The following is a 20,414-nucleotide window of genomic DNA, read 5'->3' on the forward strand; positions in this document are numbered from 1 at the left end:
GGGCGTAGGAGCGAACGTGTTCGCGAAAGGGGCGGCATGAACGATGAACATACATTGTCTGAAACACCGTTTTCAGGCTTCTGCCCGCAGGGCGTAGGAGCGAACTTGTTCGCGAAGGGGGCGGTATGAACGATGAACATATATCGTCTGAAACACCATTTTCAGGCTTCTGCCCGGAGGGCGTAGGAGCGAACGTGTTCGCGAAAGGGGCGGTATGAACGATGAACATACATCGTCTGAAACACCGTTTTCAAGCTTCTGCCCGCAGGGCGTAGGAGCGAACGTGTTCGCGAAAGGGGCGGCATGAACGATGAACATACATCGTCTGAAACACCGTTTTCAAGCTTCTGCCCGCAGGGCGTAGGAGCGAACGTGTTCGCGAAAGGGGCGGCATGAACGATGAACATACATCGTCTGAAACACCGTTTTCAAGCTTCTGCCCGCAGGGCGTAGGAGCGAACGTGTTCGCGAAAGGGGTGGCATGAACGATGAACATACATCGTCTGAAACACCGTTTTCAAGCTTCTGCCCGCAGGGCGTAGGAGCGAACTTGTTCGCGAAAGGGGTGGCATGAACGATGAACATACATCGTCTGCAATACCGTTCCCGAACACGTTCGCTCCTGCGGCCTTAGGCCAGAATCAAAGGCGAACCCGTACCTTACATAGCCGGCACGCCACCCCCGACCAGGGCTTCGGTCGTGTCGTCCGGCACCACAATGGTGTTGTTGCCAGGCGTCAGGATAACCTTGCGGCAATCCTCTTCCTTCTTGTCGAACAGCTTGTAGCCCTTTGCGGCATCTTCCAGTGACATCCGGTGCGTGATGATGGCTTCGGGTTCCAGGCGGCCGGCCTCGATGTGTTCCAGCAATTCAGGCATGAAGCGATGCACGTGGGTCTGGCCCATTTTGAAGGTCAGGCCCTTGTCGAACGCATCGCCGAACATGAAGCCATGGATGAACCCGGCATATACCCCTGGCACACTGACCACGCCGCCGCGGCGTACTGCTGCGATGCACTGACGCAATGCCTTGCCGCTGCTGCCTTCCAGCTTTAGCGTTGCCAGAATGGTTTCCGTGGTGCTGCCCTTGGCCTCGAAACCCACCGCGTCGATTACGCCATCCACCCCGCGCATGCCGGCGGTCTGGCGAATGATCGTGTCAGCCGGATCATCGTCTTCATCAAAATTGATCGGGATCACGCCGTAAGTTTTCTGCGCATAGGCCAGACGATACGGATGGTGATCGACCATGAAGATCTTTTCCGCACCGAGCATTTTTGCGCACGCCGCGCTCATCAGGCCGACCGGGCCAGCACCGTAAATGGCAACCGTCGAACCCTGGCCAATCCCGGCGTTGAGTACAGCCTGCCAGGCGGTGGGGAGAATATCGGAGAGGAACAGAACCTTCTCGTCAGCCAGCGTGCCTGGCACCTTGAACGGACCAACGTTGGCCTTGGGCACTCGCACGTATTCAGCCTGGCCGCCCGGAACGCCGCCATACAGATGGCTGAAGCCGAACAGCGCCGCCCCTGGTGGAATCGACTTTTTGTTGAGAATCGCGCCACGTCCGGTGTTGGTGGTTTCGCAGGCCGCGAACTGGTCGAGGTTGCAGAAAAAGCAGCTGCCGCAGGCGATGACGAACGGGATCACCACGCGATCGCCTTTGGCTACAGCCGTGACGGCCGAGCCGGTCTCTTCAACGACGCCCATGAACTCGTGACCGAAGATGTCGCCGTGTTCAACCGTAGGGATTTTGCCGCGATACAAGTGCAGGTCGGAACCGCAGATAGCGGTCGCCGTTACGCGCAGAATGATGTCATCCGCTTGCTCGATCACAGGGTCCGGCACTGTATCGACTTTTACACTGTTCGCGCCGTGGTAAGTCAAAGCTCTCATGATCAATCCTCAGTGGCAGCAGGAATTCCGCTCCGTTACTGAAGATGAACCATGAGCTTTTTGTTGGTTCAGCGCGATTGCTTGACGCGCGGACTAACGGTAGGTCAGTTGCGGAACGCTGTCATATCCTGCAACAGCATGCCCATCAGGCGGTTGGCACCAACGCTCAGTTGACGGCCCAGGCGGCTGATCAGGTGGGTTTGCGGGCTGCTGAACACCTCATGCTGCAAGGGCAGGGCACGCAATGTGCCGGCTTTTATCTCTTCCTCCACGACAAAGGTCGGCAGCAGCGTGACGCCCCCTTGCATGGCGAAATGCTTGAGCATCGCGAAGGTGCTGCAGGTCAGCGTCGGCTGCACGGTGATGCCCAGCTGGTGCTCGGCTTGCAGCAGAATCTGGCGGATACCGTAAGACACCGCAGGCAGGGCGACACGGTAGTCCTCAAGTGCCCGCAGCTGTATCGGGCCTGGTTCGTCGGTCAGCGGATGATCAGGCGCAGTGATCACACAGACCGGTTGACGCTGATGCGCATGCGAACGGATTTTCGGGTCGGCAGCCGGGTTGAAGACCAGACCGATGTGCGCTTCATCCTCGACCACCTGGCGAATCACCTCGTTGCTGCCGCAGACGTTCACGATCAGTTCGATCCTGGGGTACAGCTCGGAAAACCGGGCCAGCGGCTGCGCGAGACTTTCCAGAAAACCCTCCCCGGAGACCAGCGTCACCGAGCCGCTGTGCAAGCCTTTCAGCGCCTGAATCGAATCCAGCAGGACCTCCTGCTGCGTCAGTCGCTGGCGGTAATAGGCCAGCACCTTGTCGCCCGCCTCGGTCGGTTTGACGCCGCGTCGATGGCGCTCCAGCAGGGGGGAACCCAGCTCCTGTTCCAGTTGCGCGATCTGGCGGCTCACCGCCGAAGGCGCAACGTTGAGGAAGTCGGCGGCAGCCCGGACGCTGCCCAATCGTACGGCTTCGAAAAAGTACAGGATGCGTCGATCTTGAACGAGGCTCATGGGCTTCCAGTGTTGCGCTAAAGGCAACATAAATTCGATTTTTGGATTATTGCTGAGAGGGGAGAGCGCTGTCCATACTCGAATCACCAGCACATTGCCGGCCGCAGGGGCCCGCAGCGTCATCCTCTAATTCGTACAAAATCTTTGATCGGGATGCAGACATGACTTTGAAAGCAGGTGTGATCGGACTGGGCAACATGGGCGGCGGCATGGCGGCCACGCTGGCCGGCAAGGGCTTTGATGTCAGCGGCTTCGACCTGTCGCAGGCCGCGCTGGCCCAGGCCGAAAGCAAGGGCGTCAAGCCGGTTGCCGATCGCACGCAACTGATTCAAGGCGTGGACATTCTGATCCTCTCGCTGCCCAAGGCCGAGCACGTGGAGTCGGTGTGCCTCGGCGCGGGTGGCATCAACGAGGTGGGGCGCAAGGGCCTTATCGTCGTCGATACCACGACGTCGACGCCGGAAATGAGCCGCAAGGTCGCCGCCGAACTGGCGAAGAACGGCATCGCCTTCATCGACGCGCCGGTGTCTGGCGGCCCGAAAGGCGCTGCCACCGGCAGCATGTCGATGGTGATCGGTGCCGAGGATGCTGACCTGGCGCGCGCCATGCCGGTCCTGGAAGGCATGAGCGGGACACGTGTGCACGTCGGGCAATGTGGCGCAGGGAACGTGGCCAAGATCGCCAACAACATGCTCGCCGCCTGTCACCTGATCAGCACTGCCGAAGCCGTGGCGATGGCCGCGCGTGCAGGGGTCGATCCGGAAAAACTTCTGCAGGGTCTGAATGCCGGTTCCGGACGCAGCGGTGCCACGCAAGTGATGTTCCCGACCTGGGTACTCAACAAGGCCTATGACTCCGGCTTCACCATGGGCCTGATGCGCAAGGACGTCGGCCTGGCCAGCGATCTGGCGGACAGCCTGGACATGGACCTGCCGCTGTCGCGCGTCGTCGCGCAGTTGTGGCAGGCCAGCAGTGAAACCCTGGCGGACAACGAAGACTTCTGCGCCATCGTGCAACGCACCGATGGCAAACTTTACGGTCATGGAGAATAAGCGATGAGCACTGCAAAAATCCTCGAACTGATGCGTCCTTACTGGGGCGATCGCAGTGTCATCGCCAGTTACGTCGGCGGCCAGTTCATCGAAGGTCACGGCGCGCCCGTCGAAGTGCGCAATGCCCATGACGACAGCCTGCTGCTGAGTTTCCCGGACGCCGACGAGTCGTTGGTTGAAGTGGCCGACAAGGCTGCCAGGGCTGCGCAACAACAATGGTGGGCGCTGACTGCTCAGGCGCGTGGCCGTGCCATGTATCAGGTGGGCAATCTGATTCGTGACGAGCTGGAAAACCTCGCGCAGATCGAATCCCTGACCGCCAACAAGCCGATCCGTGACGCCCGCGTCGAAGTGCTCAAAGTGGCCGAGATGTTCGAGTATTACGCTGGTTGGGCGGACAAGCTGCACGGCGAGATCATCCCGGTGCCGACCACGCATCTGAACTATGTGACCTACGAACCGCTGGGCACGGTGTTGCAGATTACGCCCTGGAATGCGCCGATCTTCACCTGTGGCTGGCAGATCGCCCCGGCGATTGCAGCGGGCAACGCGGTCATTCTCAAACCGTCGGAGCTGACCCCGCTCAGCTCGCTGATGGTCGGCGTGCTGATCGAGCGGGCCGGCGTGCCGAAAGGGCTGGTCAACGTGATTGCCGGTTTCGGTCATTCCATCGGCCAGGCGTTCATCGCCAAGGCTGACATTCGCAAGGTGGTGTTCGTCGGCTCGCCAGCCACTGGCCGGCATATCGCCGTGGCAGCGGCGCAGCGTTGCATTCCTGCGGTTCTGGAGCTGGGCGGCAAGTCGGCCAACATCGTGTTCGACGACGCCGACCTGGAAGTCGCCTTGCGCGGTGCCCAGGCCGCGATCTTTTCCGGTGCCGGGCAGAGCTGTGTGTCCGGTTCGCGGCTGCTGGTGCAGGAATCGATCTTCGAGAAGTTCACCAATGCCCTGGCGGTGGCTGCGACGCAGTTCAAGGTTGGTGACCCGAGCGATCCGGAAACCCAGATCGGCCCGATCAACAACGCCAAGCAATACAACCACGTGAAAAACATGGTCGAGCAGGCGCTCAAAGACGGCGCGAAGCTGGTGGGCGAGCACGCTGATCCGATCCCGGAAAAACCCGGTTACTACATCAATCCGACCGTCCTGGCAGGCACCAACGCGCTGTACTGCGCGCAGGAAGAAATCTTCGGCCCGGTGGTGGTGGCGATTCCATTCAAAGACGAAGAGGACGCGATCCGCATCGCCAACGACAGCCGTTTCGGCCTGGCCGGTGGTGTCTGGACCCGCGATGTCGGCCGCGCTCACCGCGTTGCCAGACAAGTGCGGGCCGGGACCTTCTGGGTCAACGGTTATAAGACTATTCACGTCAGTTCGCCGTTCGGCGGCTATGGTGAGAGTGGTTATGGCCGGTCTTCCGGTCTGGATGCCCTGCGCGAGTACAGTGAAGTGAAAAGCGTCTGGGTCGAAACCGCCGCCAAGCCAGCCGCCAGCTTTGGCTACGGCGCGAGTCTGGAGTAAGCACATGTCCATTTCAAAGACGTTGATTGACGAAGCAACTGTGTGGCGCCGCACCCTCCATGCCGCGCCGGAACTGGGGTTTCAGGAGCTGAAAACCTCTGACAAGGTGGCTGAGTTGCTGAGCGGTTTCGGCATCGAGATTCACCGTGGGCTGGGCGGCACTGGCGTGGTTGGCACCCTGCGTAATGGTGACGGTCCGACCATCGGCCTGCGTGCCGACATGGATGCCTTGCCGATTCAGGAGCTGGGCGACAGCGTTCACAAGTCGACCCACAAGGGCTGCATGCACGCCTGCGGCCATGATGGCCACACCGCTATCCTGCTGGCCACCGCGAGGCATCTGGCCGAGACTCGGCGCTTTCGCGGCACGGTGCATTTCGTCTTCCAGCCTGCCGAAGAGAACCTCGGCGGCGCACAGCGAATGATCGAAGACGGGCTGTTCGAACGCTTTCCGATGGAAGCCATCTACGGCCTGCACAACTGGCCGGGCGTGCCTGCGGGCAAGGTGGTGATCAATCCGGGGCCGATGATGGCGTCGCTCGACACCTTTGAAATCACCCTGACCGGCAAAGGCAGCCACGCGGCCATGCCGGACAAGGGCAATGATCCGATCGTGGCCGCGGCCGAGCTGGTGCTGGGGCTGCAAACCATTGTCTCCCGGCGCCTGTCGCCGCTCGATTCGGCGGTGGTCAGCATCACTCAGTTCAATGCCGGCGAGGCGATCAACGTGATCCCGGAAACCGCCACGTTGCGTGGCACCGTGCGCTGCCTGCAAACCCCTGTGCGCGAAAAGGTTCAGCAACTGATCGGCGAGTTCGTCGAGCGTTTGCCGACAGCCTTCGGCGTGCGCGGCGAGCTGGTCTACAACGTCGGCTACCCGGTGACCGAAAACCACGTCGAAGCGGCTGCCACGATCCGTCGCGCAGCAGTCGCCGCAGTCGGCGAGGCCAACGTGCAGTGGGGCTGCAACCCGTCGATGGCCTCTGAAGACTTCGCCTTCATGCTGCATGCCTGCCCCGGTGCTTACATCTGGATGGGCGTCGACGGCGAGAAGCCGTCGGCGGCTTTGCACAACCCGTACTACGACTTCAACGACCAGGTGATTGAGCCCGGCGTTGCGGTCTGGACCTCGCTGGTGGAGCAGTGTTTGCCGGTGGCTTGAATGGCTCTCGCGCTTACGCCTGCCTTTGATGCTGGCCGTAGGTCATAGGAGCGACGCGGTTCGCGAAAAGGACGGTACCTCCGCAGGGGATGTACCGCCCCGAACGCTCTCGAATACGTCGCGACGCCGGTGGATGTCTGTCAGCACTCGATCAGGTTGACCGCCAGCCCGCCGCGTGAGGTTTCCTTGTATTTGTCGTGCATGTCGGCGCCGGTGTCACGCATGGTGCGGATGGCATGGTCCAGCGATATGTGGTGCTCGCCGTCGCCGCGCAGGGCCATCTGGGCGGCATTGATCGCCTTTACGGCAGCAATCGCATTGCGCTCGATGCAGGGGATCTGCACCAGCCCGCCGACCGGGTCGCAGGTCAGCCCCAGATTATGCTCCAGGCCAATCTCGGCAGCGTTCTCTACCTGCTCGGGCGTCGCGCCGAGGATCTCCGCCAGACCGGCGGCGGCCATTGCGCAGGCCGATCCTACCTCGCCCTGACAACCGACCTCGGCACCGGAAATCGAGGCGTTTTTCTTGCACAGAATGCCGACCGCGGCGGCGCTCAGGAAAAAGCGCACCACGTCATCGTCATTGGCCGTGGGCTTGAATTTCATGAAGTAATGCAGCACGGCGGGCACGATGCCAGCTGCGCCGTTGGTGGGCGCGGTCACCATGCGCCCGCCTGCGGCGTTTTCTTCGTTGACTGCGAGGGCGAACAGGTTGACCCATTCCATGGCGCTCAGGGTCGAGCCGATCACGTTGGGGTTATCCAGGTTCTGCAGGTTCTGATGCAGGCGGTAGGCACGCCGCCGCACGTTCAGGCCACCGGGCAGGATGCCGGTTTCCACCAGGCCCTTGTCGACGCAGGCGCGCATCGCGGCCCAGATCACCATGATTTTCTCGCGGATTTCCTCCTCGCTGCGCCAGACCTTTTCATTGGCCATCATCAGCTCGGAAATGCTCATGCCGTGGGTCTTGCACAGCTTGAGCAACTGCGCGCCACTGAAAAAATCATAGGGCAGGACGGTTGTGTCGTTGTCCAGCACGCCGCTGGCGGCCTGTTCGGCGTCGATCACAAAGCCGCCGCCCACCGAATAGTAGGTCTGCTCGTGGAGTTCGCCGTTCTTGCCGTAGGCACACAGGGTCATGCCGTTGGGATGGTAGGGGAGGCTTTCATCGAGCAGGCACATGTCCCGCTCCCAGACGAAGGTGATGGCCTGTTCGCCCGCCAGCATCAGCTGGTTATCGGCACGCAGCGTGTCGATGCGCTGGTTGACCTGGCTGGGGTCGATCTGGTCCGGCCATTCGCCCATCAGGCCCATGACCGTTGCGCGATCGCTGCCGTGACCAATGCCCGTGGCCGATAGAGAACCGTACAATCGCACCTCGATCCGTTCTACGCTGTGCAACCGGTTGTGGTTGCGCAGCTCGGTCACGAACAGCGCACCGGCGCGCATTGGCCCGACGGTGTGGGAACTGGACGGCCCGATGCCGATTTTGAACATGTCGAAGACGCTGATAGCCATCACGAAGGTCCTTCAGGTGAGATGATGCACGGGAATTTGGTATTCCCCTTTTTCTGTTACTCATCTTTGGCTTCGGCTGTCGAAACGACAAACGATTGTTGCTATGCAACGCTTTAGCGGAACTCTTCAATGAGCAGAATCTTCAACGCACAGATGCACGCCTGGCTACAGGTGTTCGCCTGCGCGGCCCGTCACCTGTCCTTCACCCGCTGCGCGGAAGAATTGCACGTCACCCCCGGCGCGATCAGCCAGCAGATGCGCCAGCTCGAAGAGCGCCTGGGCTTTGCGCTGTTTCACCGGGTCGGGCGCGGGCTTGAGCTGACCGCTGAAGGTCAGCGTCTGGCGGTGGTCGCCAACGAAGTGCAGAGCCGTATCAGCGAAGAACTGCGCCTGCTGTATTCCGGGCGTATCGGCGGGGTGTTCAAGCTGCGCTGCATTCCATCATTCCTGAGCAAATGGCTGATGCCGCGCCTGCCACGCCTGCAGGCGGCGTTTCCGGACATCCAGTTGCGGATCATTGCCGAGGACAGCAGCGGCTCGTTGCGTGATGACGATTTCGATCTGGCCATCGACCTGAACGACGGCAGCTATCCGGGGTTGTCGACTACGCCCTTGCTGGAGGAGGAGCTGTTCGCGGTCTGCTCGCCAGACCTGCTGGTGGGCAAGCCACCGCTGGATACGCCCAGTCAGCTGGTGCACTTTCCGTTGTTGCACGACATCACTGCCTGGCGCGGCAGCTATGAGTATGCGGAGTGGGAGTTCTACCTGACGGCCATCGGTGCCGATGGCATTGACGTGCGTCGCGGCCACACGTTCAACCGTAATCACCTGACCATCGACGCCGCGCGTATGGGCATGGGTGTGGCTATTGCGCGCAAGGCGCTGATCACCGATGAGCTGGAGCAGGGCTTGTTGATCGTGCCGTTCGGTCATCCTATCAAGGCCAGAAAGAAATACGTGCTGGCCTATCGTGAAGGGGCGCTCAGCACCCCGTCACGTCGCGCAGTGCATGACTGGCTGGTGAACGAGGCGCTTGGCTGACTGCGCCGAATCAGGCGATGCGGATCAATGGAACAGCTCGGCGATCAATACCGCGCCGATGAACGTACCGAAGTTGGCGAGGAACGACACCAGCACAATCCGCCAGCCCAGGCGGCGGAAGGCCGGGAGGTCCTTGGCAATCGACAGGCCGGCGAAGGTCAGCATCGGGGTGATGACCGCCAGCAGGTTGATCGAGCCGGTGATCCGCGCAATCTCGGCGGCCCAGGGGCAGGCCGGCGACGTCAGGAACATCGCTACCAGCGACACCATGCACACCGCCGGGATCTTGCGGCGCAGCAGGTTGCACAGCACCTCACCGGCGAAGGCACAGAAAATCATAATGCCCATGCCGGTGAAGGCATCGCCTGACAGTGTCTTGTAGCCGACATAGTTGGCAATCAGCGCCAGTGCCCCCGCCGCCAGCCAGGCACTGATCTTGCCCGACCAGCCCAGTTCCGGCACCTCCAGCGACACGTCGCTGTGGCGCAGGCCTTCCTCGCTCATGGAGGCTTTGGTGGTACGGCCGATCAGCGGCTCGAGCACACGATAGCCCCAGACCGCCAGGGGCAGGGAGATGAACAGGGTGAAGTAGGTGCCGATGGTGGTGGTGATCAGGTTCGAGGCTGCTGCCAGGGTCATGACTTCCTTGGCGACTTCCGGTGTCTGTTGCGCGGCAATCGCCCCGGCAGCGGCGGCCATCATGCTGCCCGAGCCGATGCCTGAGCCCATCGCCAGCGAGTTGGGATGGAAGATTCCCAGGCTGGCGATAAACCCGGCGACGATCGCGATGAACAGCGCGCCGAACAGGGTGCCCGTCAGGTACTCGGCCAATACGCCGCGACCTTCCGGTGAGTCCATGCCATAACGCTCGCCGATGATTGCCAGGCTCGGCTCACGGCCGACCGAGAAGGTCGCACCAATGGCTTCGCGCTTGATACCGAGCATCAACGCCACCGGCAGACCGAGCATCACGGTACCGACGAAGTGGCCGAACTCCTGAAACATCAGCGCCCACCCGGAAGCGAACACCACCGGCAGCGAGCCACCGACCACCAGACCGAGCTTGGCGATGAACAGCAGCAGGGCAGGTTGCAGGATGGAGGCCGAGCGCAATTGCGTGCCGTGGTCGATGCCAATGGTGCCCGGCATACGACGGCTGGCAAGGCCGATCATCGCGCCCAGCAGCAGCGCCCAGACCATCGGCAACAGCACCACCTTGCCGGGGCCCAGCGGAATACTGACTGCACCGATCATTTCAGCAATGGTGAGGATAATGGCGGCCCAGACATACAGTTTCACCGTCGATGAAACGGCCTGATTGTCACCCGACACTGCAGCGTGTGAGTTTTGCATGATGATCCCCTTGCCTGCTGAATGACCTTTTTCAGGCCTTATCAATCGTTATTCTGTTTTTCAGGTCGGCGCGGTGAAGCGCCAGGGCAGCGTTGGAAAGTCCATGAAGTCATGGAGACCGTTATCCGGCCAGGTATTTTTATGAGGTCTGAATGTGATCCAGACCCAGGCTGCTTCGAGCCTTCGCAAGGGGATCACAGGGTGCGCTATTTGAAGGGATGAGCCTTTGAATACGGCACTTTGCTGTCCACACGCAATCGCAGTATGCATAGCGCGAGGTTGCACACCAATATTGCGAATTTTATTTATCGTTGCTTTAAACAGAACACAGAACGCCCCGGAATGTGACGCAGAGCGCTCATCATTATGCACAAGTCCGCTTTTGATTCTGGCCGGAGGCCGTAGGAGCGAACTCGTTCGCGAAGACGATGTTTCAGGCGATACATTCTCGGGAAGGCTTGCGGCCCCTTCGCGGACAAGTCCGCTCCTACGCCCGTTGGGCAGAATCAAAACGGCCTTTTGCCCAAGGGGGAGCGAACCGGGAATGTGACGCAGAGCGCTCATCGTTATGCACAAGTCCGCTTTTGATTCTGGCCGAAGGCCGTAGGAGCGAACTCGTTCGCGAAGACGATGTTTCAGGCGATACATTCTCGGGAAGGCTTGCGGCCCCTTCGCGGACAAGTCCGCTCCTACGCCCGTTGGGCAGAATCAAAACGGCCTTTTGCCAAAGGGGTAGCGAACCGGGAATGTGACGCAGAGCGCTCATCATTATGCGCAAGTGCGCTTTTAATTCTGGCCGAAGGCCGTAGGAGCGAACTTGTTCGCGAAGACGATTTTTCAGGCGATATATTTTCGGGAAGGCTTGCGGCCCCTTCGCGGACAAGTCCGCTCCTACGCCCGTTGGGCAGAATCAAAACGGCCTTTTGCCCAAGGGGTAGCGAACCGGGAATGTGACGCAGAGCGCTCATCGTTATACACAAGTGCGCGTTTGATTCTGGCCGAAGGCCGTAGGAGCGAACTTGTTCGCGAAAAAGTCGGTATGGGCGCCAAAATGCATCGCCTGAAACATCGTCTTCGCGAGCAAGCTCGCTCTCACTAATTAGCAGGCGGGACTGCTCAGCTCCAGCGCCTTGGCGCATTCCTCCAGGGAGCGCCGCTGGGTATCGGCATACAGGTCCAGTTCGTTAAGCGTCCCGCGTCCCAGCGCCCGCTCGAAATCCTGCTGATTCGAATTCGTCGCGTAATGCGCCTGTGCGTTATCGCCCAGGTTGGACTGGAAGATACCCGCCGCGCTGACCGGCAAAAAGTCTTCGTACACCAGTGGCTCGAAGCGCACATGACCGGCTTCGACAAGCTGCTCCAGACTGCCGGGTGCGCGCTCGGCAATGCCTGATTCGGTCGGGAAATAGCGGAAGTAGGCCAGACCCTGCCTGCGCATTTCAGCGTGGCTGTCCGGGAACGCCTTGAACGTCTCTTCCAGCAGCCCGGCATAGCGCACGGCATTGGCCTCATTGGGGAACTCGCCCAGCGCGTCGCGGGCTTCGCTCAACAGCCGGTCATACAGCTCGCGGCCTTTGGGCGTCAGTGCGGCGCCACGCTGTTCGATCTCGCCGAAGCGTGCCGAGTGGCTGCCCGACCGACTGCCACCTTGGCCGATGAAGGCAATCGGTTCTTCCAGCGCCTTGAAGCTGGTCTGGCGCAGCAGAATCGGGCACTGGCGACGTGGCGGCCCTTCAACCACCGCTTTGGGGGTGATGCCCTTGCCGGGCATGCCGGCCTGAACCGCATCGATGTCCAGCGTGCGAGGCGTCAGGTGGTTGATGTGCGGGCCGCGAAACGCCACCACATCAGCGATCAGGCGATGCTGAGTGTTCAGCTTCTGATAGTCGTCCAGCGAAACGGTCGCCGTGTTGTGCCAGCGAAAGGTTTCCAGCGCCTGCTGAATGAACTCGGCCGCATCGGCTTCGCTCAAGCCGCCGTCTGCTTCATGCTTCTCGATCAACGCCAGGGCGCCGGGCGTGAAGATACTGCGTTTGCCCAGCACCTGACTGGCGAACTCACGCAGGCTGTCGCTTTCGATCAGTTCCAGACGCAGCAACGAGGTGAACACCCGAAACGGACTGACCTGCAGCGCCTGCTCATGCACGGCGCGAAAGGCGGTGGAGTGAACCGGCACGCCGGCCGCGCTCAGGTCGTAGTAACCCACCGGCTGCATGCCCATGACCGCGAACAGGCGGGCGAGGGTGGCCAGTTCCTGTGCCGTGCCGACGCGGATCGCACCGTGCCGTTCCATGTCCAGGCGCTGGATTTCACCGGTCTGGCGCAGGCTGTCCAGCACACTGCTGTCATGGCTCATGACCTGTTCGTTGACTTCACTCACCAGCGCCATCAGCGTGCCGTACAGCGGCACTTCGTGCTTGTACATCTGCGACATGGCGCGAGAAAAGCCCGCGCGGATCTGGTCCGGGTCGGCAAAGCGTGCTGTGCTCATCAGGGTGTTTTCTCCGTACGGGTTCAAGCCAGCGCTGCCAGGCAGCGCTCGAAAATATCCAGCCCTTCGTGCAGCACGTCGGGTTCGATGGTCAGCGGGATCAGCAGGCGGATAATGTGCCGCGATTTGCCACTGGGCATCAGCAGCAGCCCGGCGTTCCTCGCTGAGCTCAGCAGTTCGGCGAGCGGTCGGGTGCCGGGCTCGCCCTCCGGCGTGATCAGTTCGATACCGCGCATGCAGCCGACCCCGGTCAGCCTGCCCAGATACGGCGACAGTTTGCTCGCCCGCCAGGCTTCATAGCGTGAAACGATGGCGCGCTCCTGCTGCTCGCCCCAGCTGGAAAGGTTGGCATCGGTCATCTGCGCCAGTGACGCGAGGCCCGCTGCGCAGCCAATCGGGTTGCCGGAATAGGTGCCGCCCAGGCCGCCCTTGGGCAGGTTGTCCAGCAACGGCTTGCGACCCACCACCGCGCCCAGCGGGATGCCGCCCGCAATGCTTTTGCCCAGCAGAATCAGATCCGGTTCGATGCCCAGACGGCTGAACGCAAAACGCTGCCCGGTACGGCCGAAGCCGGACTGGATCTCATCGGCGATCAGTACGATGCCGTGTTTATCGCAGAACGCTCGCAATGCCTGGGCAAAGTCCGGCTGCATGGCCAGAAAACCGCCTTCGCCCTGCACCGGCTCGAAGATGATGCAGCCCACGTCGTTGACGTCGATCTCGACGCTGAACAGCCGGTCCATGGCCTTGAGCGCCTGCTCGGTGGACACGCCGTTGTCCTTGCTGGGGAACGGAACGTGAAAGACCGGGCCGGGCAGCACGCCGACTTTCTGTTTATAGGGTGCCACCTTGCCGTTGAGGTTGAGGGTCGCCAGCGTGCGGCCATGAAAGCCACCGTCGAAGGCGATGACCGCCGTGCGCCCTGTGGCGCCGCGTACGATCTTCAGGGCATTTTCGGCTGCTTCGGCACCGCTGTTGGTGAGCATGCCGCTGAGGGGATAACTGACCGGTACGAACTGCGTGAGCTGCTGCATGAAGCGGATGTACGGGTCGTGAGGCGTGGCGTTGAAGCAATAGTGGGTCAGTTTTGCCGCCTGGTCCTGAATGGCCGTGACCACTTGCGGGTTGCAATGCCCCAGATTGAGCACCCCGATGCCGCCGACAAAGTCGATGTAGCGCTTGCCGGCGGTGTCCCAGACTTCAGCGTTGCGGCCGTGGGACAGCGTCATGTTGTGGACAAACGAAATGGATTCGCTGATGTGTTCGCTCATCGGTCTGGCCCCGACTCCGGGTGATCATGATGGCCTTATCCAAACAAACATCGGGCACCGCTCGCAAACGAAATAAAATCACCGGGTCATTCCAATAATTCCCAATGTAGTGGTCTTTCTGGCTGCTAATGATCAAAAGTTCATTCCTAAAAGGAATTATGTTTTTCAAAAACGTCGTTTGTAGGTCAGCCCCGAGTGGCTTGATACTGAGCTCATCGATGATTTCCACCGTGGTTTCATGACAGGAGAATCAACATGGTTGCCGAGTTACTAGCACGTCTGGGCGTGGCGAACAGTGCCCACACCCAAGGGGACTATCCGGTTTACACCCCGATTGATGGCAGCCGGATTGCCTCGGTCACGCTTGAAGGCAAGGCACAGGTCGTAGCGCGTATCGACAGCGCCCACAGCGCGTTTCTGAAGTGGCGCACAGTACCGGCCCCACGGCGTGGCGAGCTGGTGCGGATCTTTGGTGAAGTACTGCGTGAGCATAAGGCTGATCTGGGCGAACTGGTGTCGGTCGAGGCTGGCAAGATCACTCAGGAAGGTCTGGGTGAAGTGCAGGAAATGATCGACATCTGCGACTTCGCCGTCGGTCTGTCGCGTCAGCTGTACGGTCTGACCATTGCCTCCGAGCGTCCCGGTCATCACATGCGCGAAACCTGGCACCCGCTGGGTGTGGTCGGCGTGATCAGCGCGTTCAACTTCCCGGTCGCAGTCTGGGCCTGGAACACCACGCTGGCGCTGGTCTGTGGCAACCCGGTGATCTGGAAGCCTTCGGAAAAGACTCCGCTGACGGCACTGGCCTGTCAGGCACTGTTTGACAAGGCGCTGAAGATTTTCGGTGATGCACCCGCAGCACTGGCGCAATTGGTCATCGGTGATCGTGATGCCGGTGAAGCGCTGGTCGATGACCCGCGCGTGCCACTGATCAGCGCCACCGGCAGCACTCGCATGGGCCGTGAAGTCGGGCCGCGTGTCGCCGCGCGTTTCGGGCGCAGCATTCTGGAACTGGGCGGCAACAACGCGATGATTCTGGCCCCCAGCGCCGATCTGGACCTGGCCGTGCGCGGCATTCTGTTCAGTGCGGTAGGCACCGCCGGTCAGCGTTGCACCACGTTGCGCCGCCTGATTGTGCACCGTTCGATCAAGGACGAAGTGGTCGCCCGCGTCAAGGCCGCCTACGCCAAGGTGCGCGTCGGTGATCCGCGCGAAGGCAATCTGATCGGTCCGCTGATCGACCAGCAAGCGTTTTCGGCCATGCAGAACGCGCTGACCAAGGCCCGCGACGAAGGCGGGCAAGTGTTCGGTGGCGAGCGTCAGTTGCAGGACAAATACCCGAACGGCTATTACGTCACGCCGGCCATTGCCGAAATGCCTGGGCAGAGCGAAGTCGTGCGTCACGAAACCTTCGCGCCGATTCTCTACGTGCTGGCCTACGACGACTTCGAAGAGGCCCTGCGCCTGAACAACGAAGTACCGCAGGGCCTGTCGTCGTGCATTTTCACCACTGATCTGCGTGAGGCCGAGGCTTTCCAGAGTGCCGCGGGCAGCGATTGCGGGATTGCCAACGTCAATATCGGCACCAGCGGTGCCGAAATCGGCGGGGCATTTGGCGGCGAGAAGGAAACCGGTGGCGGTCGCGAGTCCGGCTCCGATTCGTGGCGCGCCTACATGCGCCGGCAGACCAACACCGTCAACTACTCCCGCGAGTTGCCGCTGGCTCAGGGCATTGTTTTCGACTGATGTGAACCGGGCACTTATTACCGACATTGCTGGAGTTTTTCGATGGTGCAGTTTGCTCAAGGCTGTCTGTGGGAACAATTGACTCCGCAACGTCCGGTCAGCCCGGCCCTGAGCGGTGAGCGGAGCGCCGACGTGTGCATCATTGGCGCCGGGTTCACCGGTCTGTCGGCGGCGTTGCGCTTGCTGGAAGGCGGCAAGTCGGTGTGCGTGGTCGAAGCGCACCAGGTCGGCCATGGCGGTTCCGGACGCAACGTCGGTCTGGTGAATGCCGGGACCTGGGTGGCGCCCGATCAACTGGACAAGGTACTGGGCAGCGTCGAGGCCAGCCGACTGAATGGCGCATTGGGCGCGGCACCGGCACTGGTGTTCGCGACCATCGACCAGTACCGCATCGATTGCCAGGACACGCGCACCGGCAACCTGCACATGGCGCATAACGCCAAGGGTCTGGCTGACCTGCGCAGCCGTGCCGAACAGTGGCAACGGCGCGGTGCCAACGTCGAATTGCTGACCGGCAAACCCTGCGAAGACGCTTGTGGCACCGACAAGGTCAGCGGTGCCTTGCTCGATCACCGCGCCGGCACGGTGAACCCGATGGCCTATGTCTCGGGCATGGCGCTCAACGTGGTGGCGCAGGGTGGGCAAGTGTTCGGCGATTCTCCTGTCAACGGCTTGCAACGCACCGCTGACGGCTGGAAGGTCTCTACTGCTGCGGGCAGTGTGCGCGCCGAGAAAGTGATCATCGCGTCCAATGCCTACACCGAAGGCGAGTGGACCGACATCAAGGATCATATCTTCACGGGTTACTACTATCAGGTCGCTTCCCAGCCACTCAGCGGTGCCGAGCAGGCGCAGATTCTGCGCGGCGGGCAGGGTTCGTGGGATACGCGCACGGTGCTCAGCAACATTCGTCGCGACGCTCACGGGCGCCTGCTGCTGGGCAGCCTGGGTAACGCCGGCAATTATCCGCTGTGGTTCATTCGTCAGTGGGCGGATCGCGTCCAGCAGCATTACTTCCCGCAACTGGGCCGGGTCGAGTGGCAGAGCACCTGGACCGGGCGCATCGGCTTTACGCCGGACCACTTGTTGCGCCTTTTCGAACCCGCGCCAGGCTTGCTGGCGGCGACCGGTTTCAATGGTCGGGGGGTGACCACCGGGACACTGGTGGGCAAGTGCTTTGCCGATTACCTGCTGAGCAACGATGCGACCGCGTTGCCGATGAGTTTTTCAAGCGGCAAAAAGGTCTCGGGCAGTTCGCTGCGCAGCCTCGCCTACGACACGGGTTTCACCCTGTATCACGCCGGGCAATGCCTGCGCGTGGTGCTTTGAACCGAGCGGGTTCAGCTCGTCCTGCTCTTGATGCGCAGCTCTGCACACAGTCCGCCCTGCGCCGAGTTGCGCAGGTGCAGGCTGCTTTCCAGTTTGCGCACGATCATGTCGACGATCGCCAGCCCTAGCCCTGCGCCATTGCTGTGACCCTGACTGTAAAAGCGTTCGAAGAGGCGCGCCTTCTGTTGTTCGTCGATACCCGGCCCTGCGTCTTCGACTGAAAGGTGCGCGCTGCCATCTTCCTGTGTGTGCAGAGCGACGCGTATCTCGCTGGCGGTCGGGGCGAAATTCAGCGCATTGGTCAGCAGGTTCTGCAGGGCAATGGTGATGGCTGCCGGGTCGCTGCGGATCACGCAATTCTCGCCTTCCTCGAACACCAGATCGACGCGCTTCTCCAGGGCCAGCGGCGTGAGTTCGGCCATTTCCTCGCGTACCAGCGTGTTCAGCTCGAAGGTCTGTAACTGGCTGACTTCAAGGCGCGGTTCCAGGCGTGCCATGGTCAATAACTGACTGGCCAGGCGGGCGGCGCGGTCGACGCCATGCACAAGGAAATCCAGTGCTTCCAGGCGTTGCTCCGGGGTTTCGGCCTGGCGCGCGTTCTGCGCGTGGATGCGCAGGATGGTCAGTGGTGTGCGCAGTTCGTGCGCCGCGTCAGCGATGAAGCGTCGCTCGCGTTCCAGCACACTCTCGATCTGGGTCAGCAGGCGGTTGAGCGCGTACTGCATGGGCTCCAGCTCTTTGGGCAGGGGCGTTACAGCAAGCGGTTCGAGGCTTTCGGCATCGCGCTTGCGGATGACTCTGGCCATCGCTTGCAGCGGGCGCAGGCCCCAGCCGATGGCCAGCCAGATCGCCACCACCAGCAGCGGCACACCGATCAGCGTCGGCCACAGCGTGTGACTGACAATGCGCTGAATCAGGTCCTGGCGCACGTCATCGCGCTCACCCACCCAAATGAGAAAACCTTGCTGTGGATCGGCGAGGAGAAAGCCGCACCACTCGTGGCCGTTCTCGACCAGATCATGGGAGCCTTCGGTTGCCGGAGGTGCGCTGAGCAGCGGCGCTTCGGCCGAGCGCACCAGCAGCTCGCCCGAGGTTCGCCAGACCTGAAAGGTCAGCCGGGTTTCGTAGGGATGGGCCACGCCACTGGTGCCGACCCGGCTCATGGCCTGATCGAACGCCTGATACAGCTTGTCGAGGTCCTGTTCACCCGCTGCGCGCTGATGCAGTACGCCTTGCAGCAGGCGCGCGCTTTGGGCCAGCTGTGCGTCGTAGACTTCTTCGATTTCGTGATGGCTGTCGCGCAGGGCGAGCAGGCTGATGGTCAGGTCGCCGAGCAGCAACAGCATCAGCACCGGGACCAGAATGCGCGCGCGTACCGAGGTCATGCCTTGAGCTCCAGCAGGTAGCCGACGCCGCGCACGGTGCGGATCAGCTCGGTGGACAGTTTCTTGCGCAGGTTGTGAATCAGTACCTCCAGCGTGTTGCTTTCGACCTTGTCCTGCCAACCGTACAGGGTATTGGACAAGCGCTCGCGGGTGACCACCTTGCCGGGGCGGATCATCAGTTGATGCAGTAACTGGTACTCCATGGGCGTCATCGGTACTTCGCTGCCCTGGAAACTGACCTGCTGCGACGCCGGATCGAGGCTGATGCCGGCATGTTCCAGCAGCGGTTGCGCACGGCCCTGGCTGCGCCTGAGCAGGGCGCGGACCCGGGCTTTCAGTTCATCGACGTCGAATGGCTTGATCAGGTAATCGTCCGCACCGGCATCCAGACCGGCAATACGGTCGGCAGTCCCGTCGCGCGCGGTCAGGATCAGCACCGGCAGGGTGAGTGCTTCGGCGCGCAACTGGCGCAGCAGGTCCAGGCCATCCAGGCGCGGCAGGCCGAGGTCGAGCAGCAACAGGTCGAATGGCTCGCTGCGCAAAGCGTGCAGCGCGCTCAGTCCGTCCTCCAGCCAGTCGAGGGTATAGCCCTCGGTATTCAGGGCCACGCGGATGCCCTGACCAATGGCTCGATCATCCTCGACGAGAAGCAGGCGCATAGGGTTTGACCGGTGAGTGTGGGGAGAAGGGCGCCATGATGCCGTCAGCAGACAGCAGCGCGAAGTGCCGTGTGTCCGGGAAGATGTTACGAGCTGTTACGTATTAAGCTTTTCCTAAGATTCGTTTCGCACAGTATGCGCTCCTTAACTGCTTGCGAGTCTCTGTCATGCGTAAAGTCCTGCTGATTTCCCTGTGTCTGGCCAGCCCGCTGGCACTTGCCGGCCCGCAATGCACCACCGCTGACAAGTCCCAATGGCAGGATCAGGCCAAATTCCAGGAGCAGCTCAAGGCTCAGGGTTACGAGATCAGCAAGTTCAAGGTGACCGATGGCAACTGCTACGAAATCTATGGCTTCGACAAGGACAAGCGCAAGGTCGAGATCTATCACGATCCGGTGACGGGTAAAGCGGTGAAGACCGAGATCAAGTAATGAACCGTGGTTCCCTGCGCCTGTGGGACCCGCTGGTCAGGCTGTTTCACGTCTCGATCGCGGGTGTTTTTGTTGCCAATTATTTCTTCAATGAAGCCGGTGGCGACTGGCATATCTGGCTGGGCTATTACGCGGTTGCCTGGCTGGCGGTGCGAGTGGTGTGGGGATTCATCGGGCCACGCAGCGCATGCTGGAGTGATTTCTGGCCAAATCCGGCGCGCCTGCGTACGCACATCCGCTCGCTGATCGAGCGGCGGCCGATGCATCGGCTCGGCCATTCCCCGCTCGGCGCGCTGGTCATGGTACTCATGATGGTGCTGATCTTCGGCATGGGCCTGACCGGTTTTCTGATGGAAGAGGTCGATGCCTTGTGGGGCGCCGACTGGCCGCAGGACATCCATGAAATTCTCGCCAACACATTGTGTGCCCTGGTGGTGCTGCACATGGCCGCCGCCATCTTCGAAAGCGTTCAGGTACGTGACAACCTGCCCTTGTCGATGCTGACAGGCAAGCGACGTCCGTTGCCCGAAGATCGCCATCGCTGAAACCA

Annotated in this window: 16 protein-coding genes; 8 read left to right on the forward strand and 8 right to left on the reverse strand. The window is 61.4% G+C overall.

The window, feature by feature from the left end:
• Positions 1-660: 660 nt before the first annotated feature.
• The gene (locus QRN50_RS00705; RefSeq protein WP_011268492.1) at positions 661-1,896 is read right to left on the reverse strand and encodes a zinc-dependent alcohol dehydrogenase; all 1,236 of its coding nucleotides are present in this window, start codon (positions 1,894-1,896) and stop codon (positions 661-663) included.
• Between the two features lie 104 nt (positions 1,897-2,000).
• Positions 2,001-2,906, reverse strand: a complete 906-nt coding sequence (locus tag QRN50_RS00710) for a LysR family transcriptional regulator (RefSeq protein ID WP_024660739.1) — start codon at positions 2,904-2,906, stop codon at positions 2,001-2,003.
• 161 nt (positions 2,907-3,067) lie between these two features.
• Here QRN50_RS00710 and QRN50_RS00715 point away from each other — a divergent pair, with 161 nt between their 5' ends.
• From QRN50_RS00715 to QRN50_RS00725, 3 genes are read left to right on the forward strand one after another with little or no spacing between them, the layout of a single operon-like run.
• Positions 3,068-3,958, forward strand: a complete 891-nt coding sequence (locus tag QRN50_RS00715) for an NAD(P)-dependent oxidoreductase (protein WP_003406412.1) — start codon at positions 3,068-3,070, stop codon at positions 3,956-3,958.
• A 3-nt stretch (positions 3,959-3,961) separates the two neighbouring features.
• Positions 3,962-5,479, forward strand: coding sequence for an aldehyde dehydrogenase family protein (locus QRN50_RS00720; protein ID WP_096127481.1), 1,518 nt, complete (start codon positions 3,962-3,964; stop codon positions 5,477-5,479).
• Between the two features lie 4 nt (positions 5,480-5,483).
• A complete protein-coding gene (locus tag QRN50_RS00725) occupies positions 5,484-6,641 on the forward strand; it encodes a M20 aminoacylase family protein (protein WP_011268489.1) in 1,158 nt (385 codons plus the stop codon).
• 140 nt (positions 6,642-6,781) lie between these two features.
• On the opposite strand, the gene QRN50_RS00730 is transcribed toward QRN50_RS00725, so the two are convergent.
• Positions 6,782-8,158 (reverse strand): L-serine ammonia-lyase, encoded by a 1,377-nt coding sequence (locus QRN50_RS00730; protein WP_024650715.1) that lies wholly within the window; start codon positions 8,156-8,158, stop codon positions 6,782-6,784.
• Positions 8,159-8,287: 129 nt separating this feature from the next.
• Between QRN50_RS00730 and QRN50_RS00735 the strand changes: the two genes are divergently transcribed.
• Positions 8,288-9,199, forward strand: a complete 912-nt coding sequence (locus QRN50_RS00735) for a LysR substrate-binding domain-containing protein (protein ID WP_003314779.1) — start codon at positions 8,288-8,290, stop codon at positions 9,197-9,199.
• 24 nt (positions 9,200-9,223) lie between these two features.
• Here QRN50_RS00735 and QRN50_RS00740 read toward each other — a convergent pair whose 3' ends face one another.
• The 3 genes from QRN50_RS00740 to QRN50_RS00750 form a co-directional block, all read right to left on the reverse strand.
• On the reverse strand, positions 9,224-10,552 hold the full coding sequence (locus QRN50_RS00740) for a DUF3100 domain-containing protein (protein ID WP_096127482.1): 1,329 nt from the start codon (positions 10,550-10,552) through the stop codon (positions 9,224-9,226).
• Between the two features lie 1,099 nt (positions 10,553-11,651).
• Positions 11,652-13,043 carry a 2-oxoadipate dioxygenase/decarboxylase HglS gene (hglS, locus tag QRN50_RS00745; protein WP_060400486.1) on the reverse strand — a complete coding sequence of 464 codons (1,392 nt, stop codon included), beginning with the start codon at positions 13,041-13,043 and terminating at the stop codon, positions 11,652-11,654.
• Between the two features lie 23 nt (positions 13,044-13,066).
• A complete protein-coding gene (locus QRN50_RS00750; RefSeq protein ID WP_024661224.1) occupies positions 13,067-14,314 on the reverse strand; it encodes a 2-aminoadipate transaminase in 1,248 nt (415 codons plus the stop codon).
• 255 nt (positions 14,315-14,569) lie between these two features.
• Between QRN50_RS00750 and amaB the strand changes: the two genes are divergently transcribed.
• Positions 14,570-16,060 carry an L-piperidine-6-carboxylate dehydrogenase gene (amaB, locus tag QRN50_RS00755; RefSeq protein WP_003406390.1) on the forward strand — a complete coding sequence of 497 codons (1,491 nt, stop codon included), beginning with the start codon at positions 14,570-14,572 and terminating at the stop codon, positions 16,058-16,060.
• A 42-nt stretch (positions 16,061-16,102) separates the two neighbouring features.
• A complete protein-coding gene (gene amaA, locus QRN50_RS00760; RefSeq protein WP_060400487.1) occupies positions 16,103-17,389 on the forward strand; it encodes an L-pipecolate oxidase in 1,287 nt (428 codons plus the stop codon).
• A gap of 11 nt (positions 17,390-17,400) precedes the next feature.
• Here amaA and QRN50_RS00765 read toward each other — a convergent pair whose 3' ends face one another.
• Complete coding sequence (locus tag QRN50_RS00765) at positions 17,401-18,774, reverse strand: sensor histidine kinase (protein WP_024652803.1); 1,374 nt, start codon at positions 18,772-18,774, stop codon at positions 17,401-17,403.
• Entirely contained in the window at positions 18,771-19,433 is a 663-nt protein-coding gene (locus QRN50_RS00770; protein ID WP_003406384.1) for a response regulator, read from the reverse strand. Before QRN50_RS00770 ends, QRN50_RS00765 begins: the two co-directional genes overlap by 4 nt.
• 167 nt (positions 19,434-19,600) lie before the next feature.
• Here QRN50_RS00770 and QRN50_RS00775 point away from each other — a divergent pair, with 167 nt between their 5' ends.
• Complete coding sequence (locus QRN50_RS00775; RefSeq protein ID WP_003406383.1) at positions 19,601-19,864, forward strand: PepSY domain-containing protein; 264 nt, start codon at positions 19,601-19,603, stop codon at positions 19,862-19,864.
• On the forward strand, positions 19,864-20,409 hold the full coding sequence (locus QRN50_RS00780; protein WP_011268480.1) for a cytochrome b/b6 domain-containing protein: 546 nt from the start codon (positions 19,864-19,866) through the stop codon (positions 20,407-20,409). Before QRN50_RS00775 ends, QRN50_RS00780 begins: the two co-directional genes overlap by 1 nt.
• The last annotated feature ends 5 nt before the right edge of the window (positions 20,410-20,414 follow it).

This window comes from Pseudomonas sp. MEJ108, from assembly GCF_030208985.1.
GTDB lineage: Bacteria > Pseudomonadota > Gammaproteobacteria > Pseudomonadales > Pseudomonadaceae > Aquipseudomonas > Aquipseudomonas fragariae.

Bases quoted from the DNA above. Each gene is read 5' to 3' on its own strand.
- QRN50_RS00720 (WP_096127481.1), top strand. From the start codon at position 3,962: ATGAGCACTGCAAAAATCCTCGAACTGATGCGTCCTTACTGGGGCGAT.
- hglS (WP_060400486.1), bottom strand. From the start codon at position 13,043: ATGAGCACAGCACGCTTTGCCGACCCGGACCAGATCCGCGCGGGCTTT.
- QRN50_RS00765 (WP_024652803.1), bottom strand. From the start codon at position 18,774: ATGACCTCGGTACGCGCGCGCATTCTGGTCCCGGTGCTGATGCTGTTG.
- QRN50_RS00770 (WP_003406384.1), bottom strand. From the start codon at position 19,433: ATGCGCCTGCTTCTCGTCGAGGATGATCGAGCCATTGGTCAGGGCATC.
- QRN50_RS00705 (WP_011268492.1), bottom strand. From the start codon at position 1,896: ATGAGAGCTTTGACTTACCACGGCGCGAACAGTGTAAAAGTCGATACA.
- QRN50_RS00750 (WP_024661224.1), bottom strand. From the start codon at position 14,314: ATGAGCGAACACATCAGCGAATCCATTTCGTTTGTCCACAACATGACG.
- QRN50_RS00740 (WP_096127482.1), bottom strand. From the start codon at position 10,552: ATGCAAAACTCACACGCTGCAGTGTCGGGTGACAATCAGGCCGTTTCA.
- QRN50_RS00730 (WP_024650715.1), bottom strand. From the start codon at position 8,158: ATGGCTATCAGCGTCTTCGACATGTTCAAAATCGGCATCGGGCCGTCC.
- amaA (WP_060400487.1), top strand. From the start codon at position 16,103: ATGGTGCAGTTTGCTCAAGGCTGTCTGTGGGAACAATTGACTCCGCAA.
- QRN50_RS00735 (WP_003314779.1), top strand. From the start codon at position 8,288: ATGAGCAGAATCTTCAACGCACAGATGCACGCCTGGCTACAGGTGTTC.
- QRN50_RS00710 (WP_024660739.1), bottom strand. From the start codon at position 2,906: ATGAGCCTCGTTCAAGATCGACGCATCCTGTACTTTTTCGAAGCCGTA.
- QRN50_RS00780 (WP_011268480.1), top strand. From the start codon at position 19,864: ATGAACCGTGGTTCCCTGCGCCTGTGGGACCCGCTGGTCAGGCTGTTT.
- QRN50_RS00715 (WP_003406412.1), top strand. From the start codon at position 3,068: ATGACTTTGAAAGCAGGTGTGATCGGACTGGGCAACATGGGCGGCGGC.
- QRN50_RS00725 (WP_011268489.1), top strand. From the start codon at position 5,484: ATGTCCATTTCAAAGACGTTGATTGACGAAGCAACTGTGTGGCGCCGC.
- QRN50_RS00775 (WP_003406383.1), top strand. From the start codon at position 19,601: ATGCGTAAAGTCCTGCTGATTTCCCTGTGTCTGGCCAGCCCGCTGGCA.
- amaB (WP_003406390.1), top strand. From the start codon at position 14,570: ATGGTTGCCGAGTTACTAGCACGTCTGGGCGTGGCGAACAGTGCCCAC.